Here is a 23,590-nt window from a genome sequence, read left to right on the forward strand (position 1 = left end):
TGAACGCGAGCGAAGGGTGTGACCAGTGGCGCTGGAGATGCGGCGAGCGGATCAGTCGGACCGGGATGCGGTGGCGCGGCTGCTCGACGAGGCCTTCCGCACCGACCCGGTGAGCAGCTGGGTCTTCCCGGACCCCGGGCACCGGGCCGCGGTGCACGGCAGGTTCCTGGGTGTCTTCGTGGACGTGGCGCTGGCCGAGGGCCGCATCGACTACGCGGCGGACGGCTCCGCGGCCGCCCTGTGGCTGCGGGTCCCGGCGGGAGATCCGGAGGGGGAAGCCGCCGAGGACGACGTCCCGGCGATGATGCGCGCGGCCGCCGATCCCGACAACGAGCGGTGCGAGCTGGTCGGCCGGCTGACGGGCGCGGTGCACCCGACCGCCGAGGAGCACGAGTACCTGCTGATGATCGCGGTCGCCCCGGGCCGCCAGGGTCAGGGGCTGGGCACCGAGCTGATGCGGCCGGTGCTGGAGCGCTGCGACCGCGAGGGCGTGCCGGCCTACCTGGAGGCGAGCAGTGAGCGCAGCAAGGGGCTGTACGAGCGGCTCGGCTGGGAGTTCACCGGCGAGGCGGTGCAGCTGCCGGAGGGGCCGCTGATGTGGCCCATGTGGCGCAAGCCGCAGGGGCCCGCATGAATTCACCTTTGCATGACCACTGCATGCGAAGTACTTTGATCGACGTGTACCGGAGTGGTGGCACTGTCCAGTGAAAGAGATCCCGGCTCGGGATCGGCGACACCCCGCCGAAGCGCTTCGACACGGTCCTGATGGGCCGCAACTCGTACGAGCCGGGCCTCAAGGCGGGCATGACCAGCCCCTGCGGCCACCTGCCCGAGCAGTACGTCGTCTCGCGCTCGCTGACCACCTCGCCGGACCCGCAGGTGCAGCTGATCAGCGGCGACCTCGTCGCCGAGGTGCGCGAGCTGAAGGCCAGGGACGGGCTCGGCATCTGGCTGTGCGGCGGAGCGGACCTCGCCGCCCAGCTGATCGACGAGATCGACGAGTTCATCGTGAAGACCTACCCGGTCTTCGCCGGCACCGGCATGCCCATGTCCCGCGCCGGATTCGGGGCGCGCCCCCTGGAGCTGACCGGCGTCCGCACCCTCGGCGGCGGCCAGATCGTCAGCTCGTACGCGGTCAAGCGCTGAAACCGGCCGAACGCCCGGAACCGGCCTACCGTGGAGGTATGGCCGGTGAACAGCACCAACAGCACGATCGGCGCCACCCGCACCCGTACGAGACGGTCGCTCCGCAGGCCGGGCACGAGCAGCACACGTGCCCGGTCTGCGGGCGCTCCGTCGAGACCGTCGTCCGGCGGCGCAAGGCGCTCGGGATCTTCATCCCGGAGTGGGTGCCGGGTCCCTGCCGGAACCCGGACTGTCCGGAGTACGTACCCGAGGTGGGGAAGCTGCCCTAGCTCTCCGGGCGCCTAGCCCTTCGAACCCAGACCCGACGCAGCCAGCCCGTTGCGCCACAGCTGGTCCACGCGCGAGCGCTCCTGGCTGTTCGGGTAGGGGTTCTGGCACGAGGTGCCGGGGCCGCCGCCGGACATCAGCTCGGAGCAGGGGCCCGAGTAGTGGTCCGGCAGACCCAGCACGTGGCCGGTCTCGTGCGCGGTCACCCGGGTGGAGTTGTACTGCTGGTTCTGCTGGTAGTCGAGGAAGATGTAGCCCCGGCCGTGGCCGTCGGTGCTCGCGTACGAACCCCGCGAGTCGTTCCCCTCGTAGTACGAGAAGTTCCCGCCGGAGGAGACCTCCTGGAGCTTCACGTTGGAGACCGAGCTGTTCCATATCTGCGCGGAGCGGGATATCTGGCTGCGGAAGCTGGGCGCATTGCGCGTGTTGTAGGTGACGGTCACCGCGAGGGCGGCCGGGTTCGCGGCGCGCTGCTCGGCGACCGAGCGCTGCACGGCCTCGAAGAAGGCGCGGTTGGCGTCCTGGTTCTCCTGCGAGCGCTCGTACGCCGCGTAGGACGCGGTACTGGCGACGGGGGCGGGGGCGGCGCTGGCGGTGGGGACGACGCCGAGGGCGGCCGCGAGGCCGAGGCCGACGGTGGCGGCCACTACGGCCTTCCGGGACATACGGGAGTGACGCATGTGGGGGCTCCTGCTCAATCCGGTGTGGGGGGTGGATCGTTCGAACCGGAGTCTGAGGGAGCGGGGGCGGCCGGCGGATGATGTCAGCCACCGATAACGCCGGCCTATCGGGGAGATTTCAGAAGGTCAACTTCCACGAGAATGGCGGGATTCGGTGGGGTATCAGTGGCTGGTGCGGTCCGCTGGGACCGGCCTACCCTCGGGTCATGGAGCTCGAGGTGAGGCACCTGCGCGCACTGTGCGCCATTGCCGACGCCGGCAGTCTGCACAAGGCCGCGCGGCAGCTCGGTGTGAGCCAGCCCTCCCTGACGACCCAGCTGCGCCGAATCGAACGCGCCCTGGACGGCGAGCTGTTCCTGCGCGAGCGCACCGGCTGCCGCCCGACCCCGTTCGGCCGCAGCGTCCTCGGCCGGGCCCGGCCGCTGCTCGAAGACATGGCCGCACTCGTCGCCGAGGCCAGGGCGCTGGCCCGCGGGCCGCGGCTGAACATCGGCTCCACGGCCAGCCGCGCCCTGCCCGGATGGCTGCGCCGCATCCACCGCCGGCTGCCCGACACCGAGACCTCGCTGGTGGTGGACGTGTCCGCCAACGCCCTGCTGCGGATGGTGGCTTCGGGGCAGCTGGACGTGGCGTACGTCCACGAGGTGGAGGGCAGCCCGCTGCGGGTGCCGGCCGGGCTGGAGCTGCGGGTGCTGATGGAGCGGGAGCCGCAGTTCGTGTCGATGTCCCGGGACCATCCGGCGGCGCGTCGGCCGGTGGTGGAGTTACAGGACCTGGCGGCCGACCGGTGGACGGTCGACCCCTCCGTCGACGGCGAATGGGACGGCCTGCGCCGGGTGTTCGCCGGGGCCGGACTGGACCCGCCCGTACTGCACGCCGACTACCACACCGCGACCTCGCTGATCGTCTCCGGCGAGGCGGTGGCCCCCTGCCAGCCGACCTCGGGGCCGCGCGACGACATGGCGATCCGGCCGCTGTCCGGCGACCCCCTGGCGGTCCGCCTGCTGGTGGCCACCCGGCCCGGCGCGCATGCCGAGGTCTACGAGGACCTCCGGGCGGCCTACCGCGAAGCCGCCCTCCGCACACCGCCGTACCGCGCCTGGCTCCACCACCACGCGAGCCCCCTCCTGGTGGCCTAGGCCCTGTCACCAGACCCCGATCGCGAAGAGGGCGGTGGCCACCTCTAGGAGCGGTGCCCGGGAGAGTCCGCCGCAGGGCAGCGGGGTGCAGCCCATGCCGGTGATGAGCTCGGTGGTGAGCCGTACGGCCTCCGGTGCGTCCGCGGCGAAGGGCACGGCGAGCGGGGCGCCCTCGAAGACGGGCTCGTCGAGGGTCCGGATGCTCTCGTGGACGAGGCCGGACACCTTCGCCAGGTGCGCGCCGGGAGCCGCTGCGGCGAGGCGCAGGGCTCCGTGTCCGGACGGCTCGGGGCCGCCGTCGCCCGGCCGCATCGGGACCGTCCGTGCAGTCGAGCAGGACCCGCCCGGCGAGCACGGGGCCGGCTGCCCCACGACGGCGCAGGCGGCGTCGGCGGCCAGGGCGAGCAGCACGGCGTCGCCGTGGACGGCGGCCTCGGCGAGGGCGGGCCGATGCACGGGAACAGTCTTGACTTCGCGCTACCGCGATATATCGTGTTAGCCAGAAGACGCGATATGTTGCGTGCCGAGTCCGTACGCCGAGGAGGATCAGCACCATGGCAGAGCAGAAGACGTGGTCGGTCGCCGAACCGCAGAAGCTCACCTTCGAGGAGCCGGTGACCGAGCTCCGCGTCCGTCTCGTCGGCGGCACGGTGAACGTCGTCGCCGACGAGGGTCCGGCCCGTCTGGAGGCGGCCGCGGTCGACGGACCGCCCCTGTACGTCGTGCAGGAGGGCGGCATCCTCACGGTGTCTTACGAGGACCTGCCCTGGAACGGTTCCCAGGGCTTCAAGAAGTGGTTCGAGGGCAAGCCCTGGAAGGCCTGGTCCCGTTCCGGCGAGGGACGCAAGGCCTGGGAGCGCAGCGCCACCGTCACCCTCACCGTCCCCGCCGCGACCCGCGTGCAGCTGGCGGCGGTCAGCGCCGCCTCGGTCGTCTCCGGCATCGGCGGTGGCACCGACGTCCACGGGGTCTCCGGTGACGCCACGCTGGTCGGCCTGTCCGGCCGGGTCAACGCGAACACCGTCTCCGGCAGCGTCGAGGTCCAGTCCGTCGCCGGCGAGCTCGGCTTCCACTCCGTCTCCGGCGGCCTGACCGTGGTCGACGGCGCCGGCGGCAGCGTACGGGCCGACTCGGTCAGTGGCGACATGCTCATCGACCTGGCCCTCGACCCGGCCGAGCCGCGGCCCGTGGACATCTCCCTGAACTCCGTGTCCGGGCAGGTCGCGATCCGCCTTCCGCACCCCGCCGACGCGCGCGTGGAGGCCAACACGGCCAGCGGCGGCATCTCCAACGCCTTCGAGGACCTGCACGTCACCGGCCAGTTCGGCGCCAAGCGGATCACCGGCACCCTGGGCGCCGGCACCGGTACCCTGCGGGCCACCACGGTCTCGGGTGCCATCGCCCTGCTGCGCCGCCCGGCCGCCGACACCCAGGCCGCCCCCCTCGTGCTCGACAAGAAGGTGCTCTGACATGCCGCCCGTCTTCGCCCACGGCCGACTCCGCCTCTACCTGCTCAAGCTGCTGGACGAGGCCCCGCGGCACGGGTACGAGGTGATCCGCCTGCTGGAGGAGCGCTTCCAGGGTCTGTACGCGCCCTCGGCGGGCACGGTGTACCCGCGCCTGGCCAAGCTGGAGGCCGAGGGGCTGGTCACGTGCGCCAACGAAGGCGGGCGCAAGGTGTACTCCATCACCGAGGCGGGCCGCGCCGAACTGGCCGACCGCGGCGGTGAACTCGCCGACCTGGAGCTGGAGATCCGCGAATCGGTCTCCGAACTGGCCGCCGAGATCCGTGACGACGTACGGGGTGCGGCGGGTGCCCTGCGGCGCGAGATGCGGGCAGCGGCCTCCGCGACGGAGACCCCGGTCGAGGACGCCTCCTGGGCGGCGACCAAGGAGGAGCTGCGCAAGGCCAGGCAGGAGTGGAAGGAGCAGACCCGTCGGGCGAAGGACGAGAGCCGCCGGGCCCGCGAGGAGGCCCAGCGGGCCCGCCGCCAGGCCAAGGAGGCGCAGGAGCGGGCGCGCGAGGAGGTCATGCGGATCGCGGGCCAGCTCCAGGAGCAGTTCGCGAAGTCCGGCGGGGTGCTCGGCAACCTGGCCGGCAGCTGGCTCTCCGCGGCCACGAACGGTCCGGACACGCCCGCGCCGGCCACCGTGCCCGAGTCCGCCGCCGCTGCGGCGGACTCGCACTGGGCCGAGGACCTCACCCCGACCGGCGACCCGGCCCGTGACCTGGACCGGCTGCTGGACCGCTTCCGCGACGACGTCCGCGACGCGGCCCGCGACCACGGCGTCACCCCGGCCGGGCTGGCCGAGGCCCGCGCCCACCTCGCGGCGGCGGCGGACCGCCTCGCCGCGACGCTCCGGCCGTCGCGATAGGTCGCGAGCTCGCGAGCTCGCGCGGTCAGGCCGCCAGGCCCGCCTCGGCCGCCGCGTACGTGATGCCGTGGTCCGCGAGGACCTCGGCGGCCGTGCCGGGGCGCGAGAGCAGGGCGAGCAGCAGGTGCAGGGTGGCGATGTGGCGGTCGTGGCGGCCCAACGCGATGCGCAGGGACTGTTCGAGGGTCTTCCTCGCGCCCTGGGCGAGGGGGACGTGGCGGCCGGCCGGCTCCGGGCGGCCCAGTGCCGAGCGGAGCGACGAGCCCAGGGTCCGCCGCCGGGGGGCCGTCGAGGCCAGTGCGCCCTCGCCGTGGGTCTCCTCGACCCGGGAGACGATCTCGGTGAGGTCGATGCCCAGGTCCGCGAGGGCCTCCTGGTCCGCCCTGGACATGCCGCCCCGGCGGCGGGCGGCGGCGAGGTCCGCCACCACGGCGGCGCGGTCGACGCCCAGAGGGTCCAGTGCGCCGCGGTCCAGCAGGGCCAGGAGCAGGTACTCCTCGGTGACCGCGGCGGCCCCCGCCTGCCGGGCCCCGGCCACGGCGTCCGTCACGACGTCCCGGGCGTCCTGAGTGAAGCGTTCGAACATCAGACCCTCCCGTGCTTCTTGTGTACGGCCTGCCGGCTGACGCCCAGCTCGGCCGCGATCTCCTGCCAGGACCACCCCTGCGTGCGGGCGCTGCGTACCTGCACGGCCTCCAGCTGCTCCAGCAGCCTGCGGAGTGCGGCCACGGCACGCAGGCCCACACGCGGGTCGCGGTCACCGGCCCGCTCGGCGAGATCGGTTGCTTCCGTCACGCCTGTCAATTTAGGTTGACGAACATGACGGTGTCAACCACCGTTGACGGACGGATCGGGTTCCCTGCCGGGGTCTCCCCTCACACGGTCAGGACGATCTTGCCGAAGAGGTCGCCCGCCACCAGCTTCTCGAAGCCCTCCCGGGCCCGGTCCAGCGGCAGGACCTCGTCGATCACCGGCCGTACCCCGGTCGCCGCGCAGAACGCCAGCAGGTCCTCCAGCTCGTCCTTCGACCCCATCGTCGAGCCGACCACCTTGAGCTCCAGGAAGAAGATCCGGGTCAGTTCGGCGTGCGCGGGGCGGTCGCCGCTCGTGGCGCCCGAGATGACCAGGGTGCCGCCGGGGCGCAGCGACTTGACCGAGTGCGACCAGGTGGCCGCACCGACCGTCTCGATCACGGCGTCCACCCGCTGCGGCAGCCGTGCGCCCGGCTCGTACGCCTCCACCGCGCCCAGCTCCACCGCGCGCTTGCGCTTGGCCTCGTCCCGGCTGGTCGCGAAGACCCGCAGGCCCGCCGCCTTGCCGAGGACGATCGCGGCGGTCGCGACCCCGCCGCCCGCGCCCTGCACCAGCACCGAGTCGCCGGGGCGCACGCCCGCGTTCGTGAACAGCATCCGGTACGCCGTCAGCCATGCCGTCGGCAGGCAGGCGGCCTCCTCGAAGGACAGCTCGGCGGGCTTGCGCAGGACGTTCCAGGCGGGGACGGTCACCTGCTCCGCGAAGGTGCCCTGGTACCGCTCGGTCAGGATCGAGCGCGGCTCGTCGGGGCCGACCCCGTGGCCGCTCTGGCCGATCACGGAGTGCAGGACGACCTCGTTGCCGTCCTGGTCGATGCCGGCGGCGTCGCAGCCGAGGATCATCGGGAGTTTGTCCTCGCCGAGGCCGACTCCGCGCAGCGACCACAGGTCGTGGTGGTTGAGGGAAGCGGCCTTGACGTTCACGGTCACCCAGCCGGGGCGGGCCTCGGGGGCCGGGCGCTCGCCCAGCTCAAGGCCGCTCAGCGGCTGGTCACGGTCGATTCGGGCGGCGTAGGCAGCGAACATGCCGCGACGCTACCCCTCGGTAGCGCGGCGGACCAGCCCTGCCGGGGCTCTGTGGGTGAGGCCTTCGTCGCACGGATGCCTGGACGAACGGTGTCCGCAGGCGGGAACCGAACGGGGGTGTCCGTGCGTCCGTGATGGGTCCGCGAAGAGCCTGAACGGAATCATTCAGTGCACGCTCAACTACGGCTTGTACGTGCAGTCTTGTGTGATTGGGATGCGGAAGTGGAACGTCAAGATCAGGCCTCGGGGGGCGGTAATATTCACGCCATGCGGCCCGGCTCGTCACGAGTCCGATACCTTCCGGCCGCATTCCCATTGACGAAGCGTCAGTTTCGTCGAGGCGCTGAGCGGAGCACCCCCTCCCGGTTCGGGGGCGGGGAGGGTGTGCCCTGTGCGAGCGGCGAGAGCAGTGCGTGAAGGTGCGAAAAAGGCGGGGCCCGGCCGGATGTCGCATCCGGCCGGGCCCCGCCTCGTGTCTGCCCCGGGTCAGGCCAGGCGGGCCACACCGTCGGCCTTGGCCGCCGCGGCGACCGCGGCAGCGACAGCCTCGGCTACGCGCTCGTCGAACGGCGACGGGATCACGTAGTCGGCGGCGAGCTCGTCACCCACGACACCGGCGATGGCGTCGGCGGCGGCGATCTTCATGCCCTCGGTGATCCGGCTGGCGCGGACCTTCAGGGCACCCGCGAAGATGCCCGGGAACGCCAGCACGTTGTTGATCTGGTTCGGGAAGTCCGAGCGGCCCGTGGCCACGACCGCCGCGTACTTGTGCGCGACGTCCGGGTGGACCTCCGGGTTCGGGTTGGCCATGGCGAACACGAAGGCGTTCTTCGCCATCGAGGCCACCGCATCCTCGGGCACCGTGCCGCCGGAGACGCCGATGAACACGTCCGCGCCGTTCAGGGCCGCTTCCAGGGAACCGGTCTGGCCGGTCTTGTTCGTCAGGCCCGCGATCTCAGCCTTGACGTCCGTCAGGTCGGAGCGGTCGGCGGAGACGACGCCCTTGCGGTCGGTGACGCAGACGTCGCCGATGCCCGCGTCCACGAGGATCTTGGCGATGGCGATGCCCGCCGCGCCCGAACCCGAGATCACGGCGCGCAGGTCGCCGAGCGTGCGCCCGGTCAGCTTGGCGGCGTTGCGCAGGGCGGCCAGCGTCACGATCGCCGTGCCGTGCTGGTCGTCGTGGAAGATCGGGATGTCCAGCTGCTCCTGCAGCCGGCGCTCGATCTCGAAGCAGCGGGGGGCGGAGATGTCCTCCAGGTTGACCCCGCCGAAGGACGGAGCGAGACGGACGACCGTCTCGATGATCTCGTCCGTGTCCTTGGTGGCGAGCGCGATCGGCACCGCGTCCACACCGCCGAACTGCTTGAACAGGATGGCCTTGCCCTCCATCACGGGGAGGGAGGCCTCGGGACCGATGTCACCGAGTCCGAGCACGGCCGTACCGTCGGTGACGACGGCGACCACGTTGGACTTCCAGGTGTACTCGTTCACCAGCTCGGGCTGCTCCGCGATGGCGCTGCACACCTTCGCCACGCCGGGCGTGTACGCGAGGGACAGGTCATCCTTGTTCTGGACCGGCACCGTGGCCTGGATGGCCATCTTGCCGCCCCGGTGCAGCGCGAACACCGCGTCCGGGTTGTTGTCCGTCGCGCTGTCGCTGCGAGGATTGACGATCTCCGCTGCCACTTTTCTTGGCCCCTTAAGTCTTTGAATCATTGAGGGTGACCACTCCTGGTTAAGGGGTGGGCGGGCACCGCGTCCGTACTCCGCATCGACGGTTGGCCCGTCTCCGCGAAGGGGAGGTTCGTACGCGCGGGCGCGCCGCACGCGCGCCCTGAGCCCCGGATGAGGGGTGTAAGGATCCGTTGTACCCGAAGAACGCTTGCTCAGACGAGTCGATTCCTGCTCGACTGTAGACCTCTTGTCCTGTTTTCGGTGAAAGGTCCAAACGGGTCTGTCCAATGGGCGAGACGGACCGCAAATAGTCCGTCAAAAGGGCCTGGTCACGGCGGTTCCTGCGGCGGTGGAGGCCCCATCCCGCAGTCCTGTTGGGCACCCCCACTCACCCGTTATCCGATTTTGACCTGACGAACTGCCTGAATGCGTCAGTCCGAATGGCAAGATGCCGTAATCACACGAGGTCGCGACACTCGAAGGTGCGTGCCCGACCGCTCTCGGATGCTTTCCCCAGCCAGCCGGAGGAACCAGCTCATGACCGCTAGCACCACTCGTCGTACGACCGCCGCCCGGTCCCGGATCGCCGCGGTCGGCGCGATCGCGGTCGCCGGAGCCCTGATCCTCACCGGCTGTGGTGACCAGACGGACAAGGGTTCCTCGACGGCCCCGTCGGGCGGCACTTCGAAGGCCGACAGCTCCGCCCCGCTCTTCTCGGCCCTGCCGAAGAAGATCCAGGACTCCGGTGTCATCAAGGTCGGCACGGACTCCGCCTATGCCCCGATGGAATTCGTCGAGGGCGGCAAGATCGTCGGTGTCGACCCCGACATCGCCGAGGCGCTCGGCAAGCAGCTCGGCGTGAAGTTCCAGTTCACCGCCGGCACCTTCGACGGCCTGATCACCTCGATCTACACGGGCCGCGAGGACGCGATCATGTCCTCCATCACCGACAACAAGCAGCGCCAGGAGGGCCTGGACGACAAGGGCCAGAAGATCGGAAAGGGGATCGACTTCGTCGACTACTTCTCCTCCGGCCTCTCGCTCCTCGTCAAGAAGGGCAACCCCGAGGGCATCAAGTCCATGGACGACCTCTGCGGCAAGACCGTGGCCGTCCAGCGCGGCACGACCTACGAGGACGCCTTCAAGGCCCAGGCCGAGAAGTGCGGCGACAAGAAGCTCACCATCCAGGCCTTCGACACCGACGCCGAGGCGCAGACCCGCGTCAAGGCCGGCGGCGCCGTCGCCGACCTGAACGACTACCCGGTCGCCGCCTACACGGTGAAGACCTCCGGTGGCGGCAACGACTTCGAGATCGCCGGCCAGCAGAGCGGCGTCGGCCTCTTCGGCATCGGCGTCAGCAAGGACAACAACCAGCTCCGCGACGCCCTGAAGCAGGCCCTCGACGCCGCCATCAAGGACGGCTCCTACGCCAAGGCCCTGGAGAAGTGGAACGTGCAGGACAGCGCCGTCAAGTCCGCGACGGTCAACGCCGGTCAGTAAGTCCCTCGCTCCACGCTCCATTTTTGAAGGGCAGTCATTGTGACTGACAAGATCGAAAAGGGTCCGGCCGACAACGAGCCGGCCGGACCCGGCGCCTCGGGCACCCCGTACGAGGCAATCAAGGCCATCCCGGTGCGGCACTACGGCCGCTGGGTCAGCGGCGTGATCGTGGTCGCGCTGCTGGGCTGGATCGCCTACGCGTTCGCCAACGGCAACGTCATCTGGGCGACGGTTCGCGACAAGCTGTTCGACCCGGCGGTCCTCAGCGGTCTCGGCAACACCGTGATCATCAGCGTCTCCGCCATGGCGCTGGGCCTCGCGCTCGGCATCGTCTTCGCGGTGATGCGCCTCTCGAAGAACCCGGTGACGGGCGCCGTCTCCTGGCTCTACATCTGGTTCTTCCGCGGTACCCCGGTGTACGTGCAGCTGCTGGTGTGGTTCAACCTGTCGCTGATCTTCCAGTACATCAACCTCGGTCCGATCTACAAGAACGAGACCGTCGACGTCATGACCCCGTTCATGGTCGCCCTCCTGGGCCTCGGCCTGAACGAGGGTGCGTACATGGCGGAGATCGTCCGGGCCGGCATCCAGTCGGTCGACGAGGGCCAGACCGAGGCCGCCCACGCGCTCGGCATGCCGCAGTCGAAGACCATGCGCCGGATCGTGCTGCCGCAGGCGATGCGCGTGATCATCCCGCCGACCGGCAACGAGTTCATCAACATGCTGAAGACCTCGTCCCTGGTCTCGGCGGTGCAGTACACGGAACTCCTGCGGGCTTCGTCGAACATCGGCAACACGGCCGGTGCCATCATGGAGATGCTGTTCGTGGCCTCCTTCTGGTACCTGGCCCTGACCAGTGTGTTCAGCGTCGGCCAGTACTACCTGGAGCGCCGCTTCGCCCGTGGTTCCACGCGGAACCTGCCTCCGACGCCGTTCCAGCGTCTGAAGGCCAACCTGAACATGTTCCGCCGTACGGAGGTCGCGCGATGACCGCTCAGCCGATGGTCAAGGCCGAGGGCGTCCACAAGTCGTACGGCGCCGCCCACATCCTCCGGGGCATCGACCTCGAAGTCGCCCCGCGCGAGGTCTTCTGCCTGGTCGGCCCGTCCGGCTCCGGCAAGTCGACCTTCCTGCGGTGCATCAACCACCTGGAGCGCATCAACTCCGGGCGGCTCTCCGTGGACGGCCAGCTGGTCGGGTACAAGCAGAAGGGCGACAAGCTCTACGAGCTGAAGGACAGCGAGGTCGCGGCCCAGCGCCGTGAGATCGGCATGGTCTTCCAGCGCTTCAACCTGTTCCCGCACATGACGGCCATAGAGAACGTCATGGAAGCCCCGGTCATGGTCAAGGGCGAGAGCAAGGCCGTGGCGCGCGAGCGCGCGGTCAGGCTCCTCGACCGCGTCGGCCTGGGCGACAAGGGCGGGAATTACCCCTCGCAGCTCTCCGGCGGCCAGCAGCAGCGCGTGGCGATCGCCCGCGCGCTGGCCATGGAGCCGAAGCTGATGCTCTTCGACGAGCCCACCTCGGCGCTCGACCCGGAGCTCGTCGGCGACGTCCTCGACGTCATGCGGGACCTGGCCGAGTCGGGCATGACCATGATCGTGGTGACCCACGAGATGGGCTTCGCCCGCGAGGTCGGCGACAACCTCGTCTTCATGGACGGCGGCGTCGTGGTCGAGTCCGGCCACCCGCGCGAGGTCCTGGGCAACCCGCAGCACGACCGGACGAAGGCGTTCCTGTCGAAGGTGCTGTAACCGCACACGGAGCGTGAGAGGGGCGGTACGGAAATCCCGACACCGGGAATCCCGTACCGCCCCTTCCTCATGCCCTGAAGTTCTCACTTTCCGACAAGTGCGCTACTTCACCGCCAGGACCAGCCCGTCGGAGGGCGAACGCCAGACCGTGCGGGCCTCCGCGAAGCCGGCCCCGCGCAGGGTCCGGGCGTGCCAGGCGGCGTCCGGGGTGTCCCCGTCGGCGTGCTCGCCGTAGATCTCGAAGCGGTGCTTCGTCGGCTCGGCGAGCACCGGGTCGGCGGCCGCGAGGGCCCACCAGTCGGCCCAGTCGAGGGCGCCGGCCGCGCGGGCCCGGTCCATCCCGGCGTGCCGGTGGGCGCGCTCTGCGGCATTGATGCGCGGGGTCGCCGGGTCGGGCATGTGGTCGGCGTTCATGAAGACCCCGCCCTCGCGCACCAGCGGGGCGAGCTGCCCGTAGAGCACGGCGAGCTGCGGGCTGTGCAGCCAGTGCAGGGCGGTCGCCGTGAGGACGGCGTCGTACGTGTCGTACGGGAGCGCCGCGGTCCAGTCGGGGTCCTTGAGGTCGGCGGTGACGAAGGTGACGCGCTCGTCGCCGTCGAAGTGGCCCCGCGCGATGGTCAACAGCGCCGGGTCGAGATCGACGCCCGTACTGGTGGATTCCGGGAACCGAGCGAGGGCGCGGTCCGTGATACTTCCCGTACCGCACGCCAGATCGAGCACCCGGGGGGTGGGGCCGACCAGTGCCTCGACCATGTCCAGCATCACCCGGAACCGCTCCTCGCGGTCGGGCATGTACCACTCCTGCTGCCGGTCCCAGCTCTCCTGCCAGGCCTGCCAGTCGGTCGTGGTCTGCGCCATCGTCCACCCTCCAGCCGTAATACCCTCGAATACGTCTTAGCCGTTACCCAAGACACTAATCCGCAGCCGTAAGGACTACAAGTGGAACTGGCCCATTACTCGGACTATGCCGTGCGCCTGGTCAACACCGAGGAGCCGGCCCGCAACAAGGATTCGCTCACCTCCGTGGACGCCGTCCGGGGCCTCTTCGGCACCGGGGTCCAGGCCGCCCGCCGGGTCACCGACGCCGACGTCACCCGCTTCCGCAACGTCCGCGGCCGGCTGCGCGCCGTCTTCGAGGCCGCCGACGGCGGCGACCACGTCCTCGCGGTCGACCTGCTGAACTCCCTGCTCATGGAGTTCCCCGTCAGCCCCCAGGTGTCCGGCCACGAGTACCTCGACGACGAGGGCCGCCCGAACTGGCACATCCACCTCGCCGACCACCCCTCGAACGCCTCCGCCGGCTACGCCGCGCTCGCCTCCTTCGGCCTGGCCTTCCACCTCACCGAGCACGGTCCCGACCGCCTCGGCCTGTGCCAGGCCGCGCCCTGCCGCAACGCCTACCTCGACACCTCCACCAACCGCTCCCGGCGCTACTGCTCCGACCGCTGCGCCACCCGCGCCAACGTGGCCGCCTACCGGGCCCGCAAACGGCTGGAAGCCGAGGCGTCCGGCCAGAGCGGCCGCAGCGCCGACACCGCCCAGGACAGCCGCGCCCTCAGCGAACTCTGATCCGCCGCGCGCGGCCTGAAGCGCAGCACCGCCGTCGCCAGCACCAGCTCCTCGGGCACCGTCCCGTAGGTGGTGCTGTCGCCGGTCTCGTTGTACGGGTTGTCCCCGAGCACCCACCAGCCGCCCGGCCGCCGCTCCACCGCCCGCTTGACCACCAGCAGGTCCTGCTGGAACGGGTGCCGCAGCACCACCACGTCACCCGGGCGCACGGCGGCCCCGTACCGGACCACCAGCCGGTCCCCGTGCAGCAGCGTCGGCACCATCGAGGGCCCCGCCACCTCCAGCACCTCGAACGCCATCCGCGCACGCCTCCTCTGCGTCATGTGCGACCTCCTCGCCCACTGCGCATGCTGCCGCACGCTTCCGTACATTCGCTCACTGCTCCGGGCGCCACCCTGGACTTTTGTCCCAACCCCATGGGGCCGCTCGCGAAATCCGCTTTCCCACGGAGTAATCTCCCGTCTTGAGAAGACGATCACGAGGAGGACAAACTCCATGCTTTCCCGCCTCTTCGCCCCCAAGGCGAAGGTCTCCGCCCACTGCGATCTTCCGTGCGGCGTGTACGACCCTGCCCAGGCCCGCATCGAGGCCGAGTCCGTCAAGGCCGTCCAGGAGAAGTACCAGGCCAACGAGGACGCCGACTTCCGCGCGCGTGCCATCACCATCAAGGAGCAGCGCGCCGAGCTCGCCAAGCACCACGTCTCGGTGCTGTGGAGCGACTACTTCAAGCCCCCGCACTTCGAGAAGTACCCGCAGCTGCACACCCTGGTCAACGACACCCTGAAGGCCCTCTCGGCCGCCAAGGCGTCGAACGACCCGGCGACCGGCCAGAAGGCCCTTGAGCTCATCGCCGAGATCGACCGCATCTTCTGGGAGACCAAGGCCGCCTGATCCAGGCCTGCTCCCGACGGCGAAGGGGCCCGACCGTCACCGGCCGGGCCCCTTCGCCGTACCCGGGGACCGCGCGTCCCCGCGCGGACGACCCGCCCCGTTCGAACTGCTCGAACCGGTGGTCGGGCTACTCGTCCTCGTCGTCCTCGTCGTCCAGCCGCGCGAGCCACGTGGCCAGGCGTTCCACCGGGACCTCGAAGTCCGGGTTCAGGTCGACGAAGGTGCGCAGCTGCTCGGCGAGCCACTCGAAGGTGACCTCCTCCTCGCCGCGCCGCTTCTCCAGCTCCTCGATGCCGCGATCGGTGAAGTACAAGTCGGGCTCCGTGCCGTGATGAAGGTGTGCAGGGGATGTTTCCCGCCAGGATAATCCGCATACCCGGCGAGACCTCCCGCCCCGCAGGACCCGGCGCTAGCCTGGTTTGTCTCATACCTGAGGGGGCGGGGGATGCAGGACGGGCGCACGGGAGGCACCGCGCGCGCCTTCGAGCTCCTCGAACCCCTCGTCCAGGCGGCCACCGTGCGCGTCCACGCGGCCCCCGGCGGGTATGCACCCCATGGGACCGGTCCCACCTGGGGGAGTGGCTTCTTCATCGCCCCGGGCTGGGTCCTGACGTGCGCGCACGTCGTCGGTGAAGGGGGTGCGGCAGTGCGTCTCGTGGGGCGTGAGCTCGGCATCACCTTCTCCTCCGGCGCCGACGGCGCCACCGGGACCGTCACCGGCCGTGTCGAGTGCGTCCTGCCCGAGCGGCTGGAGGAGCGCCGGCCCGCCCGCCACGCCCTGTGGGACCTGCCCGACCTGGCGCTGGTCCGGGTCCTCGCACCGATCACGCACGCCTGCGTACGGCTGACCGACCGCGGCAGACCGCGCCTCGACGAGGTCGCCTACTTCGGCTGCACCGAGGACCTCGGCACCCCCGAGATCACCGGCCGCACCACCCGGCTGCGCGGCACCGCCGCGGGCGGCGCCGCCCTGCGCCTCGGCGACGACGACGAGATCGAACCCGGCATGTCCGGCGGCCCGGTCGTGGACCTGGCCCGCGGCGAGGTCGTCGGCGTGGTCAAGGCCCGCCGGCAGACCGGCGGCGGCGGACTCGCCGTGTCCGTCGTGCAGTTACGCACCCTGCCGCTGACCGCCACCGGCCAGGTCGGGCTCTACCGCCGCGTCATGCAGGCCCACGACCTCTACCACTACGACCAGCACCTGAGCGATCTGGGCAGCCGCCGCACCTGGACCGACGTCCACGACGAGCTCCCGGCGGGCGGCGACCCGTACGAGGGCCGCAGACGGCTCACCCCCGCCGAGCGCACCACTCTGTGCGGGCTCCTCGCCGAACTGCCCCCGCCGAGTTCCTCGGAGGCCGTCCGCGCCCTGGTCGAGGCGGCCCGCGGCGAGGAGCCGGACCCGGGCCTGCCGGCCCCGCTCGGCTGGCGCGACGGGCTCGGCATGCTCCACGACCCGCCCGGCGGCTCCGGCGAGGCCGCCGCGATGCTCCGGTACGCGACCGACGTGAGCGTGGCCGACCACCGCGAGCCGCCCTCCCCGGGCGCCGACGAAGAGCTGTGGGACTGGGTACGGGCGACGGCCGAACGGCTGTGGCGGCCCCTGCGGCGCGAGTTGGGCGAGCGCCACGAGCAGGGCCTGGCCCGGCGCGACCGGCTCCGGCGCGCCCGCGCGGCCCCGCAGCTCCACGGGCACGCCCGCCCGCACGGCGGCCTGCCCCAGGGGCCCTCGGTGCTGCTGGAGGCCTGGGCGCACGGCTGGGAGGACGTCTACGACTGGCGAGTCTCGGTGCTCGCCGGACCCGACCACCCGGGACGGGTGACCCCGGTGGACTCCGGCGTACGCGCCACCCGCGCGGGTCTCGCGGAGGCGCTGCGGGTCCCGCTCGCCGAGGCCTTCCGCCGCTGCGACACCCACGAGGCGGCGGCCCTCCTCGAAGTCGCCGTCGCGCCCGAACTGTTCGGGCTGCCCGTGGACACCTGGACGGTGGCGGGCCGGGCTCCCCTCGGCGTCCAGCGGCCGGTGGTGTTCCGCTACCCGGCCGGGAGCGGCGCCGCCCCGCCCGACGACGAGGCCGTGCACCGCCGGGCCGACCGCTGGACGCGCGTCCAGGGCGGGCCGCTGCTCGACGAGCGGGCCGACTGCGCGCGCGGGCGCCCCAGGACCCCCGCGCCGGAATGGCTCGACGTGCTGCCGGACAACACCGTGCCCGTGCACTGCCGGGCCGCCGACGAGGAGCCCACCCGCGGCTCCCTGCACGCGGTCCGCGACGCCGGATACGGAGTGGCCGTCACCCGGCGGCCACCGCCCGATCCGGCGGCCGACTGCGCGCCCTTCCACCGCGGGCTGCGCGAGGAGCTGACCGAAGCGGGGCGGGGAGCGCCGCTGCCGGTCCGGCTCCAGGCACTGCGGGCACGCGCGCACGGGGCCGACCCCGACGCGTACTGGGCGGACGGGATGGCCCTCGTATGGGACGACCCGACCCGCGCGCTGCCCGACGACGAACCGCTGCAGGGCGACCTGTGACGGGCGGGAGGGGGAGGGAGCAGCCGTGAACGAGGAATGGCTCATCTACCGGGGGGTCGGCGAACCCCACGACGGGATCGAGGCCCTGCCCGAACCGCCGCCGTGGCGGGACTTCGACGGCGGCCCCGTGGGCGAGCCCGGGGGACTGGCGGACACGGCCGACGGGAACGTCGCGCGGCGCCTCGGGGCGCACCGGCAGGCCGCCGAGCTGCACCGGCCCGAGCCCGAGGAGCTGGAGGCCATCAACGCGGCCCTGTACCTGCGCCGGCCGCTGCTCGTGACCGGGTACCCCGGAACCGGGAAGTCCACCCTCGCGCACGCCGTCGCGCACGAGCTGAGGCTCGGCCGGGTGCTGCGCTGGCCCGTGGTCTCGCGGACCGTGCTCCAGGAGGGCCTGTACCGCTACGACGCCATCGCCCGGCTCCAGGACGTGCAGATCGCCGCGAGCGGCGGCGCACCGGGCGGGGCGCCCGGCATCGGCAAGTACATCCGGCTCGGACCGCTGGGGACGGCCCTGCTGCCCACCGAACGGCCCCGCGTCCTGCTCATCGACGAGCTCGACAAGAGCGACATCGACCTGCCCAACGACCTCCTGAACGTCCTGGAGGAGGGCGAGTTCGCCCTGCCCGAGCTGGAACGGGTCGCCGACACCGAGCCCGAGGTGCAGGTCCTCACCGACGACGGGGCGAAGGTCACCGTCCAGGGCGGCCGCGTGCGCTGCCGGGCCTTCCCCTTCATCATCCTGACCAGCAACGGCGAACGGGACTTCCCCGCCGCCCTGCTGCGCCGGTGCATCCAGCTCAAACTCGGCCAGCCCGGCGAGAAACGGCTCGCCACCATGGTCCGCGCGCACCTCGGCGAGGAGGCCGCCCAGCTCGGCGCCGACCTCATCCGGGAGTTCCTCAGCCGCTCCCAGTCCGAACTCGTCGCCGCCGACCAGCTGCTGAACGCCATCTACCTCACCCACTACGCCGCCCCGCCCACCCGGGAGGACCTCGCAGACCTGCTCATCCAGCGCCTCGACCGCCCGAGGTGAGGGCCCGTGTCCCCCGACCGGCCACCCGTTCCCGCGGCCATCCGCGACCTCGCCGCCCTGCTGCGCGCCGCCGGGCTCGACCCCACCGCCGAGGAGCTCGCCGACGCCCTGTGGCTGGCCGGGCGGATCGGCCCGCCCTGCCCCGCCGCCCCGGAACGGGACCTGACGGCGCCGCCCCGGCGGCCGCGGACCGCCGGCGACGCGCCGCCGCCCGAGGAGGAGCCCGTACGGCCCGAGCCCGAGCCCGAGGACCCGGTCCGGCTCTACGCCTCCCGGGTCCTCGGGACCGTGGCGGAGGAGGCGGCCGAGTTCCCGGGAGGCGCCGGAGTGCCCGTACGCGTCCCCGGGGCGGCCGCGCTGCCCCGGATACTGGAGATCCAGCGGGCCCTGCGCGCCCTCCAGCGCCACCGGCCGCCCGGCCCGCCCACCCGCCTGGTCCTCGACGAGCCGGCCACCGCCGAGGCCAGCGCCCGCGCCCTCGGGCTGGTCATCCCGGTGCTGCGGCCGGAGAGCCGGCGCGAGGCGACCGTACGGCTGGTGATGGACGCCTCGCCGTCGATGGCCGTCTGGCACGACATGTTCGAGGAACTGCGGTCCGTGTGCGAACGCCTCGGCGCCTTCCGCGACGTGCAGATCCACTATCTGCACCGGCTCGCCGACGGCCGCGCCGCCGTCGGACGCGGACCCGGCCCCGGCACCCGGCTGCGCTCGGGGGACCAGCTGCGCGACCCGACCGGGCGGGCACTGACCATGGTCGTCTCCGACTGCGCCGGACCGCTCTGGCGCGAGGGCGAGGCCCAGCGGCTGCTGCACCGGTGGGCCGAGTGCACCCCCTGCGTCGTCGTCCAGCCGCTGCCGCAGCGGCTGTGGAACCGCAGCTGGCTGCCGACCGAGCGGGGCACCCTGACCCGCGTCGAGGGCGGCCCCGGGAAGCTGCACTTCCGCCCGGACCGGCCGGCCCGGCCCGGGCGGTCCGCCGGCGGGCTGACCGTCCCCGTCCTGCCGCCCAGCGCCACCGCGCTCGGCGCCTGGGCTCGCCTCGTCGCCGGGCTGGGCACCGGGCCCGTCTCCGCCGAGGTGGGCCGCGTGCTCGCCGACCACCCCGCCGCGCCCGTCCCGCCGCCGCGCGCCGTCCGCCCGCCGCGCGAGCTGGTCCGCCGCTTCCGGGCCTCCGCCTCGCCCCGCGCCGTACAGCTCGCGGTGTACCTGTCGGCGGCTCCGCTCACCCTGCCCGTGATGCGGCTGGTGCAGCGCACGATGCTGCCCGACTCGGAGCCCTCGGACCTGGCGGAGGTGCTGCTGAGCGGGCTGCTGCGGCGCGGCCAGGCCTCGGGGCAGTGGTACGAGTTCGTGCCCGGCGTCCAGGACGTCCTGCTGGGGCCGCTCGGCCGCGACGAAGCCGCGCTCGTGCTCAAGCACTGCTCCGAGTACGTGCTCGCGCACTTCGGGCGGGGCGTGCGCAACTTCCCCGCCCTGGCCGTCTCCCAGCTGACCGGGGCGCCGCTGGTCGAGGAGGGCGGCGAGGAACGGGTCCCCGCCGGGCCGCTCCCGCAGGCCTTCGCCGAGGTCTCGGCACGCGTCGTACGGCGCTACCTGCCCGGCCCGCCCGCCGAGGACCCGGCCGTCGCCGAGCCCGTCGCACCCCCGCCCGGACGGGCCTGGGCGGTGCGCACGGCCCGCGACCGGCTCGCCGCACAGGACCGTCAGGGAGGCGACGGCGGGCAGCGCGGACTGTACGAGGCCGTCGCCGTGCTGCGCCGGGCCGTCGCCGCACCCGCCGGGCCCGAGGACCCGCCGGGCGAGGCGGAGTGCGAGCTGGCCGGGGTGCTGCTGCGGCTGTGGGCCGGGCAGCGGGACCCGGAACTGCTCGCGGAGGCCGAGCGGGCGGTCACCGGGATCGGGACGCCGCCGGCCCGCGCCGTGCTCGGGCGGGTGCTGTACGAGCGGGCCCTGGCGGCCGAGCCGGACACGGAGCTGCTGGCCGCGGCGGAACGGGAGTTCGCGGCCGTCGGCGGCGCCCCGGACCCGGACCTGGACCCGCGGCTGCGGCTGGACTGCGTGGTGCGGCGGGCGCAGACCCTGGTCCGCCTCGGCGAGCTCCGCGAGGACACGGGCGCGCTGCGCGAAGCACGGTCCGCACTGGAGGCAATCGCCGGCGGCCCCGCATCCGACCCGGCGGTCCGGCCGGCCCTCGGCCGGGTCCTGCTCGCCCTGCTGCCCCGCACCCCCGACCCGGCGGAACGCACGGCGCTGGCCGGGGAGGCCGCCGACCACCTGGCGGCCGGCCTGGCCGCCGAGCCGTCGGGAGCGGCGGCCGCCCGCGTACGGGTGGAGCTGGCCACGGCCCTGCGGTACCTGCCCGGGCGGCTGGAAGAGGCGGCCGGGCAGCTGGACCTGGCCCTGGCCGAGGCCACCGGGGACCCGGAGCTGCGGCTGGCCGGACTGGTCTGCCTGGCGCGGGTGCACCGGGCCCGGTACGCGCGGGACGCGGATCCGGCGGCCCTGGAGGACGCGGCCGAGGCGTACGGCAGGGCCCGCCGGCTGATCCCCCGCGACGGGGAGGCCTACGGGGAGCTGCTGCCCGAGTGGGGCGACGTACTCCTGGACCGGGCACGGGCCGCCGACGGGCGGCGGTTCACCTCGGCCGCCGTACGGGTGCTGCGCGACAGCCGGGCAGCGGTCCCGCAGTCCGACCCCCGCTCCGCGCAGCGGCTGATCCGGCTCGCGGCCGGGCTGCGGCTGCGCCACGGGTACGAGGGGGACGTGGTGGACCTGCGGGAGGCGGAGTACCTGCTGGAGCTGGCCGTCCGGCAGAGCCGCAGTCCGCTGGAGCAGGCCCGCGCCTGGCGGGAACACGGCGACGTCCAGCAGGAGATCCACGCGCACACCCGGGCGCTGGACCGGCTCGACCGGGCGGCGGACTCCTACCGGCGGGCCTGGCGGGCCGCGCTGGCCGCCGACCGCGAGGAGCGGCGGGACATCGCGGTGGAGCTGGCGGCGCGGGTGCAGGAGCTGCGCGGGGAGGTGCTGGAACGGCTGGCCAGGCCGCGGGCCGCGCTGGACGCGTACCGCTCGGCGGTGGAGCTGTGGACCCGGCTCGGCGAGCCGGCCGCCGACCGGCGGGAGGCCCTGCGGTCCCGGGTCCGCACCCTGGAGGCGGGGCTGTGACGTCCGGGCCCCGCGCCCCGGACGCCGGCCGGGCCGGATTGGGTGCTCCGCCTCCGGGAAAAAGGCAGTGGACCACCGGACACGCGACTCAACAGGGGGACGGGCAGCCCATGGTGACTCGGCAGCAGGAAGCGGAAACGGCGGCCTCCGCCTGTCCCGCGCAGTTACCGGACCTCTCCGGGTGCGACCTGGCCGCACTGCGCGGCATCGACCATCCCGTGCTCGCCCGGGTCATCGAAGGCATGGTGGAGCGGGTCACCCATCCCGCCGAGATCCTCAACGCCTTCGACTCGGGAGTCGCCTGACCCGGCCCCCTCACGCACCGCATTCCCAAGGCCACGCAGAGCAGCCGCGGTTGTCCCGTTTCCGCCGTTAGCCGGTGCCGTCCGCCGGGCAGGGATGGACCGTCCGCGGCGCGGGAGGTACAGGCAATGAGGCAGACCGACACGAGCGACGCCGTGCTGCCCTCCCATCGGATCCACGCGCCCTGGCCGTACGCCCGGCTCGACGTGCCCGCGCTGCGCGCCGCGGGCCACCGGCCCCATCCGATACGGCAGTTCGTGCTCAAGACCCGCAGTCGCTGCAACCTCGCCTGCACCTACTGCTACGTGTACGAGATGGCCGACCAGGGCTGGCGCGGCCAGCCCGCCGCCATGTCCCCGGCCACCGTCGCCCGCGCCGCCGACCGCATCGCCGAGCACGCCGCCGCCCACGGCCTGGCCCGCGTCGACCTCGTCCTGCACGGCGGCGAACCCCTGCTCACCGCTCCCGCCGAACTGGCCGCCCCCGTCGACGCCGTACGGGCCGCCCTCGCCCGGACCTCCCCGCGGACCCGGGTCACCGCCACCGTCCAGACCAACGGCACCCTGCTCACCCGCGGCCGGCTCGCCGCGCTCGCCGCCGCCGGGATCCGCATCGGCGTCAGCCTCGACGGCGGGCTGCCTGCCCACAACGCGCGCCGCGTGGACCGCACCGGCCGCCCCGGGTTCGCGGCCGCCGCCCGCGGCCTGCGCCTCCTCGCCCGGCACCCCGAGAGCTACGCCGGGGTGCTCTGCGTCGTCGACCTCGCCCAGGACCCGGTGGAGACCTACGAGTCCCTGCTCGCCTTCGCCCCGCCGGCCGTCGGACTGCTGCTGCCGCTGGCCAACTGGAGCACCCCGCCGCCGGGCCACCACCCGCCCGGCACCCCGTACGCCGACTGGCTCCTCGCCGTCTTCGAACGCTGGTGGCACGACGGGGTGCTGCGGACCCGGATCCGGATCTTCGAGGAGATCATCGCCCTGCTGCTCGGACTGCCCGCCGCCACCGAGACCCTCGGCCTCGCCCCCGCCGCCACCGCCGTGATCGAGACCGACGGGGGCATCGAGCAGGCCGACTCGCTCAAATCCGCCTACGAGGGCGCCGCCACCACCGGGATGACCCTGGAGCGCCACAGCTTCGACGCGTTCCTCGACCACCCCGGGCTCGCCGCCCGCCAGCTCGGCCGCGAGGCACTCGCCGACGGCTGCCGCTCCTGCGAGCTCGTCGAGGTCTGCGGCGGCGGCCACTACCCGCACCGCTACCGCGCCGGCGAGGGCTTCCGCCAGCCTTCCGTGTACTGCGCCGACCTCCAGGCCGTCATCCGGCACATAGCCGCCGCCCTCCACCGGGCCACCACCGGGGCCGTGCCCCGGCAGCGGGAGCCCCGGCAGGTCACGGCCACCCCGCAGGCGGCGGGTCCGGGCGTGGGCCCCTCCGCCGTCGGCCGGGCGCCGGGCCAGGGTGTCGGCTCCTCCGCCGTCGGCCGGGCGCCGGGCCAGGGTGTCGGCTCCTCCGCCGTCGGCCGGGCGCCGGGCCAGGGTGTCGGCCCCTCCGCGGCCGACCGGGCATCCGACCTGGGCGTCGGCTCCTCCGCCGTCGGCCGGGCGCCGGGCCAGGGCGTCGGCCCCTCTGCCGTCGGCCGGGCATCCGGCCCGGGAATCGGTCCCTCCCTCGACCGGGCAGCCGGCCGGTGCACCGCCGGCCGGGCGACCGGGCGCGCCG

General features: G+C 73.0%; 24 protein-coding genes and 1 pseudogene. 16 read left to right on the forward strand and 9 right to left on the reverse strand.

Features of this window, described 5'->3' with window-relative positions; translation table 11 throughout:
• Positions 1-37: 37 nt before the first annotated feature.
• The 3 genes from ABTY04_RS04290 (at position 38) to ABTY04_RS04300 (ending at position 1,415) form a co-directional block, all read left to right on the forward strand.
• Positions 38-634, forward strand: a complete 597-nt coding sequence (locus ABTY04_RS04290) for a GNAT family N-acetyltransferase (protein ID WP_502996552.1) — start codon at positions 38-40, stop codon at positions 632-634.
• Positions 635-765: 131 nt separating this feature from the next.
• A complete protein-coding gene (locus ABTY04_RS04295) occupies positions 766-1,146 on the forward strand; it encodes a dihydrofolate reductase family protein (protein WP_352211765.1) in 381 nt (126 codons plus the stop codon).
• Positions 1,147-1,184: 38 nt separating this feature from the next.
• The gene (locus tag ABTY04_RS04300; protein ID WP_352211766.1) at positions 1,185-1,415 is read left to right on the forward strand and encodes a hypothetical protein; all 231 of its coding nucleotides are present in this window, start codon (positions 1,185-1,187) and stop codon (positions 1,413-1,415) included.
• Positions 1,416-1,427: 12 nt separating this feature from the next.
• Here ABTY04_RS04300 and snpA read toward each other — a convergent pair whose 3' ends face one another.
• Positions 1,428-2,093, reverse strand: a complete 666-nt coding sequence (gene snpA, locus ABTY04_RS04305) for a snapalysin (protein WP_352211767.1) — start codon at positions 2,091-2,093, stop codon at positions 1,428-1,430.
• Between the two features lie 206 nt (positions 2,094-2,299).
• On the opposite strand from snpA, the gene ABTY04_RS04310 reads away from it, so the two are divergent.
• Positions 2,300-3,232: a LysR family transcriptional regulator gene (locus tag ABTY04_RS04310; protein ID WP_352211768.1), complete on the forward strand. Its 933-nt coding sequence runs from the start codon at positions 2,300-2,302 to the stop codon at positions 3,230-3,232.
• Between the two features lie 6 nt (positions 3,233-3,238).
• On the opposite strand, the gene ABTY04_RS04315 is transcribed toward ABTY04_RS04310, so the two are convergent.
• Entirely contained in the window at positions 3,239-3,688 is a 450-nt protein-coding gene (locus ABTY04_RS04315; RefSeq protein ID WP_352211769.1) for a hypothetical protein, read from the reverse strand.
• Positions 3,689-3,786: 98 nt separating this feature from the next.
• On the opposite strand from ABTY04_RS04315, the gene ABTY04_RS04320 reads away from it, so the two are divergent.
• Positions 3,787-4,701 carry a DUF4097 family beta strand repeat-containing protein gene (locus ABTY04_RS04320; protein ID WP_352211770.1) on the forward strand — a complete coding sequence of 305 codons (915 nt, stop codon included), beginning with the start codon at positions 3,787-3,789 and terminating at the stop codon, positions 4,699-4,701.
• Position 4,702: 1 nt separating this feature from the next.
• The gene (locus tag ABTY04_RS04325) at positions 4,703-5,608 is read left to right on the forward strand and encodes a PadR family transcriptional regulator (RefSeq protein ID WP_352211771.1); all 906 of its coding nucleotides are present in this window, start codon (positions 4,703-4,705) and stop codon (positions 5,606-5,608) included.
• A gap of 25 nt (positions 5,609-5,633) precedes the next feature.
• On the opposite strand, the gene ABTY04_RS04330 is transcribed toward ABTY04_RS04325, so the two are convergent.
• From ABTY04_RS04330 to ABTY04_RS04345, 4 genes are all read right to left on the reverse strand, one after another.
• On the reverse strand, positions 5,634-6,194 hold the full coding sequence (locus ABTY04_RS04330; protein WP_352211772.1) for a Clp protease N-terminal domain-containing protein: 561 nt from the start codon (positions 6,192-6,194) through the stop codon (positions 5,634-5,636).
• The gene (locus ABTY04_RS04335) at positions 6,194-6,403 is read right to left on the reverse strand and encodes a helix-turn-helix domain-containing protein (protein WP_352211773.1); all 210 of its coding nucleotides are present in this window, start codon (positions 6,401-6,403) and stop codon (positions 6,194-6,196) included. The genes ABTY04_RS04330 and ABTY04_RS04335 overlap by 1 nt, the downstream gene beginning before the upstream one ends.
• An 80-nt stretch (positions 6,404-6,483) precedes the next feature.
• A complete protein-coding gene (locus ABTY04_RS04340) occupies positions 6,484-7,446 on the reverse strand; it encodes a zinc-binding dehydrogenase (RefSeq protein ID WP_352211774.1) in 963 nt (320 codons plus the stop codon).
• Between the two features lie 486 nt (positions 7,447-7,932).
• The gene (locus ABTY04_RS04345) at positions 7,933-9,135 is read right to left on the reverse strand and encodes an NAD(P)-dependent malic enzyme (RefSeq protein WP_502996553.1); all 1,203 of its coding nucleotides are present in this window, start codon (positions 9,133-9,135) and stop codon (positions 7,933-7,935) included.
• Between the two features lie 525 nt (positions 9,136-9,660).
• Here ABTY04_RS04345 and ABTY04_RS04350 point away from each other — a divergent pair.
• The 3 genes from ABTY04_RS04350 to ABTY04_RS04360 are packed head-to-tail and all read left to right on the forward strand — an operon-like array spanning position 9,661 to position 12,377.
• Positions 9,661-10,623: an ABC transporter substrate-binding protein gene (locus ABTY04_RS04350; protein WP_352211775.1), complete on the forward strand. Its 963-nt coding sequence runs from the start codon at positions 9,661-9,663 to the stop codon at positions 10,621-10,623.
• A gap of 39 nt (positions 10,624-10,662) precedes the next feature.
• The gene (locus ABTY04_RS04355) at positions 10,663-11,613 is read left to right on the forward strand and encodes an amino acid ABC transporter permease (RefSeq protein ID WP_352211776.1); all 951 of its coding nucleotides are present in this window, start codon (positions 10,663-10,665) and stop codon (positions 11,611-11,613) included.
• Positions 11,610-12,377 (forward strand): amino acid ABC transporter ATP-binding protein, encoded by a 768-nt coding sequence (locus tag ABTY04_RS04360; RefSeq protein ID WP_053691788.1) that lies wholly within the window; start codon positions 11,610-11,612, stop codon positions 12,375-12,377. Before ABTY04_RS04355 ends, ABTY04_RS04360 begins: the two co-directional genes overlap by 4 nt.
• 102 nt (positions 12,378-12,479) lie before the next feature.
• Here the strand turns inward: ABTY04_RS04360 and ABTY04_RS04365 are convergent, their stop codons facing one another.
• Complete coding sequence (locus ABTY04_RS04365) at positions 12,480-13,235, reverse strand: class I SAM-dependent methyltransferase (protein WP_352211777.1); 756 nt, start codon at positions 13,233-13,235, stop codon at positions 12,480-12,482.
• 81 nt (positions 13,236-13,316) lie between these two features.
• On the opposite strand from ABTY04_RS04365, the gene ABTY04_RS04370 reads away from it, so the two are divergent.
• Entirely contained in the window at positions 13,317-13,946 is a 630-nt protein-coding gene (locus tag ABTY04_RS04370) for a CGNR zinc finger domain-containing protein (protein WP_053784645.1), read from the forward strand.
• On the opposite strand, the gene sodX is transcribed toward ABTY04_RS04370, so the two are convergent.
• Positions 13,850-14,269 carry a nickel-type superoxide dismutase maturation protease gene (gene sodX / locus ABTY04_RS04375; protein WP_352211778.1) on the reverse strand — a complete coding sequence of 140 codons (420 nt, stop codon included), beginning with the start codon at positions 14,267-14,269 and terminating at the stop codon, positions 13,850-13,852. The two genes, ABTY04_RS04370 and sodX, sit on opposite strands and share 97 nt — an antisense overlap.
• 172 nt (positions 14,270-14,441) lie before the next feature.
• Here sodX and sodN point away from each other — a divergent pair, with 172 nt between their 5' ends.
• Positions 14,442-14,837 (forward strand): superoxide dismutase, Ni, encoded by a 396-nt coding sequence (gene sodN / locus ABTY04_RS04380; protein ID WP_008741558.1) that lies wholly within the window; start codon positions 14,442-14,444, stop codon positions 14,835-14,837.
• A 127-nt stretch (positions 14,838-14,964) separates the two neighbouring features.
• Here sodN and ABTY04_RS04385 read toward each other — a convergent pair whose 3' ends face one another.
• Positions 14,965-15,150, reverse strand: coding sequence for a DUF6104 family protein (locus tag ABTY04_RS04385; RefSeq protein ID WP_010061466.1), 186 nt, complete (start codon positions 15,148-15,150; stop codon positions 14,965-14,967).
• A 132-nt stretch (positions 15,151-15,282) separates the two neighbouring features.
• Here ABTY04_RS04385 and ABTY04_RS04390 point away from each other — a divergent pair, with 132 nt between their 5' ends.
• The 5 genes and pseudogenes from ABTY04_RS04390 to ABTY04_RS04410 all read left to right on the forward strand — a co-directional run.
• Complete coding sequence (locus tag ABTY04_RS04390) at positions 15,283-17,364, forward strand: VMAP-C domain-containing protein (protein ID WP_352211779.1); 2,082 nt, start codon at positions 15,283-15,285, stop codon at positions 17,362-17,364.
• A gap of 25 nt (positions 17,365-17,389) precedes the next feature.
• Positions 17,390-18,400: an AAA family ATPase gene (locus ABTY04_RS04395; RefSeq protein ID WP_352211780.1), complete on the forward strand. Its 1,011-nt coding sequence runs from the start codon at positions 17,390-17,392 to the stop codon at positions 18,398-18,400.
• Between the two features lie 6 nt (positions 18,401-18,406).
• Entirely contained in the window at positions 18,407-21,568 is a 3,162-nt protein-coding gene (locus tag ABTY04_RS04400; protein WP_352211781.1) for an SAV_2336 N-terminal domain-related protein, read from the forward strand.
• A gap of 110 nt (positions 21,569-21,678) precedes the next feature.
• On the forward strand, positions 21,679-21,873 hold the full coding sequence (gene fxsA / locus ABTY04_RS04405; protein ID WP_352211782.1) for an FxSxx-COOH cyclophane-containing RiPP peptide: 195 nt from the start codon (positions 21,679-21,681) through the stop codon (positions 21,871-21,873).
• 126 nt (positions 21,874-21,999) lie between these two features.
• Positions 22,000-23,238, forward strand: a pseudogene (locus ABTY04_RS04410) (FxsB family cyclophane-forming radical SAM/SPASM peptide maturase); the annotation flags it as partial.
• Between the last annotated feature and the right edge of the window lie 352 nt (positions 23,239-23,590).

Source organism: Streptomyces sp. NPDC097981 (genome assembly GCF_040302565.1).
Taxonomy (GTDB): Bacteria; Actinomycetota; Actinomycetes; order Streptomycetales; family Streptomycetaceae; genus Streptomyces.

Bases quoted from the DNA above. Each gene is read 5' to 3' on its own strand.
- ABTY04_RS04290 (WP_502996552.1), top strand. From the start codon at position 38: ATGCGGCGAGCGGATCAGTCGGACCGGGATGCGGTGGCGCGGCTGCTC.
- ABTY04_RS04295 (WP_352211765.1), top strand. From the start codon at position 766: ATGGGCCGCAACTCGTACGAGCCGGGCCTCAAGGCGGGCATGACCAGC.
- ABTY04_RS04300 (WP_352211766.1), top strand. From the start codon at position 1,185: ATGGCCGGTGAACAGCACCAACAGCACGATCGGCGCCACCCGCACCCG.
- snpA (WP_352211767.1), bottom strand. From the start codon at position 2,093: ATGCGTCACTCCCGTATGTCCCGGAAGGCCGTAGTGGCCGCCACCGTC.
- ABTY04_RS04310 (WP_352211768.1), top strand. From the start codon at position 2,300: ATGGAGCTCGAGGTGAGGCACCTGCGCGCACTGTGCGCCATTGCCGAC.
- ABTY04_RS04320 (WP_352211770.1), top strand. From the start codon at position 3,787: ATGGCAGAGCAGAAGACGTGGTCGGTCGCCGAACCGCAGAAGCTCACC.
- ABTY04_RS04325 (WP_352211771.1), top strand. From the start codon at position 4,703: ATGCCGCCCGTCTTCGCCCACGGCCGACTCCGCCTCTACCTGCTCAAG.
- ABTY04_RS04330 (WP_352211772.1), bottom strand. From the start codon at position 6,194: ATGTTCGAACGCTTCACTCAGGACGCCCGGGACGTCGTGACGGACGCC.
- ABTY04_RS04340 (WP_352211774.1), bottom strand. From the start codon at position 7,446: ATGTTCGCTGCCTACGCCGCCCGAATCGACCGTGACCAGCCGCTGAGC.
- ABTY04_RS04350 (WP_352211775.1), top strand. From the start codon at position 9,661: ATGACCGCTAGCACCACTCGTCGTACGACCGCCGCCCGGTCCCGGATC.
- ABTY04_RS04360 (WP_053691788.1), top strand. From the start codon at position 11,610: ATGACCGCTCAGCCGATGGTCAAGGCCGAGGGCGTCCACAAGTCGTAC.
- ABTY04_RS04365 (WP_352211777.1), bottom strand. From the start codon at position 13,235: ATGGCGCAGACCACGACCGACTGGCAGGCCTGGCAGGAGAGCTGGGAC.
- sodX (WP_352211778.1), bottom strand. From the start codon at position 14,269: ATGACGCAGAGGAGGCGTGCGCGGATGGCGTTCGAGGTGCTGGAGGTG.
- sodN (WP_008741558.1), top strand. From the start codon at position 14,442: ATGCTTTCCCGCCTCTTCGCCCCCAAGGCGAAGGTCTCCGCCCACTGC.
- ABTY04_RS04390 (WP_352211779.1), top strand. From the start codon at position 15,283: ATGCAGGACGGGCGCACGGGAGGCACCGCGCGCGCCTTCGAGCTCCTC.
- fxsA (WP_352211782.1), top strand. From the start codon at position 21,679: ATGGTGACTCGGCAGCAGGAAGCGGAAACGGCGGCCTCCGCCTGTCCC.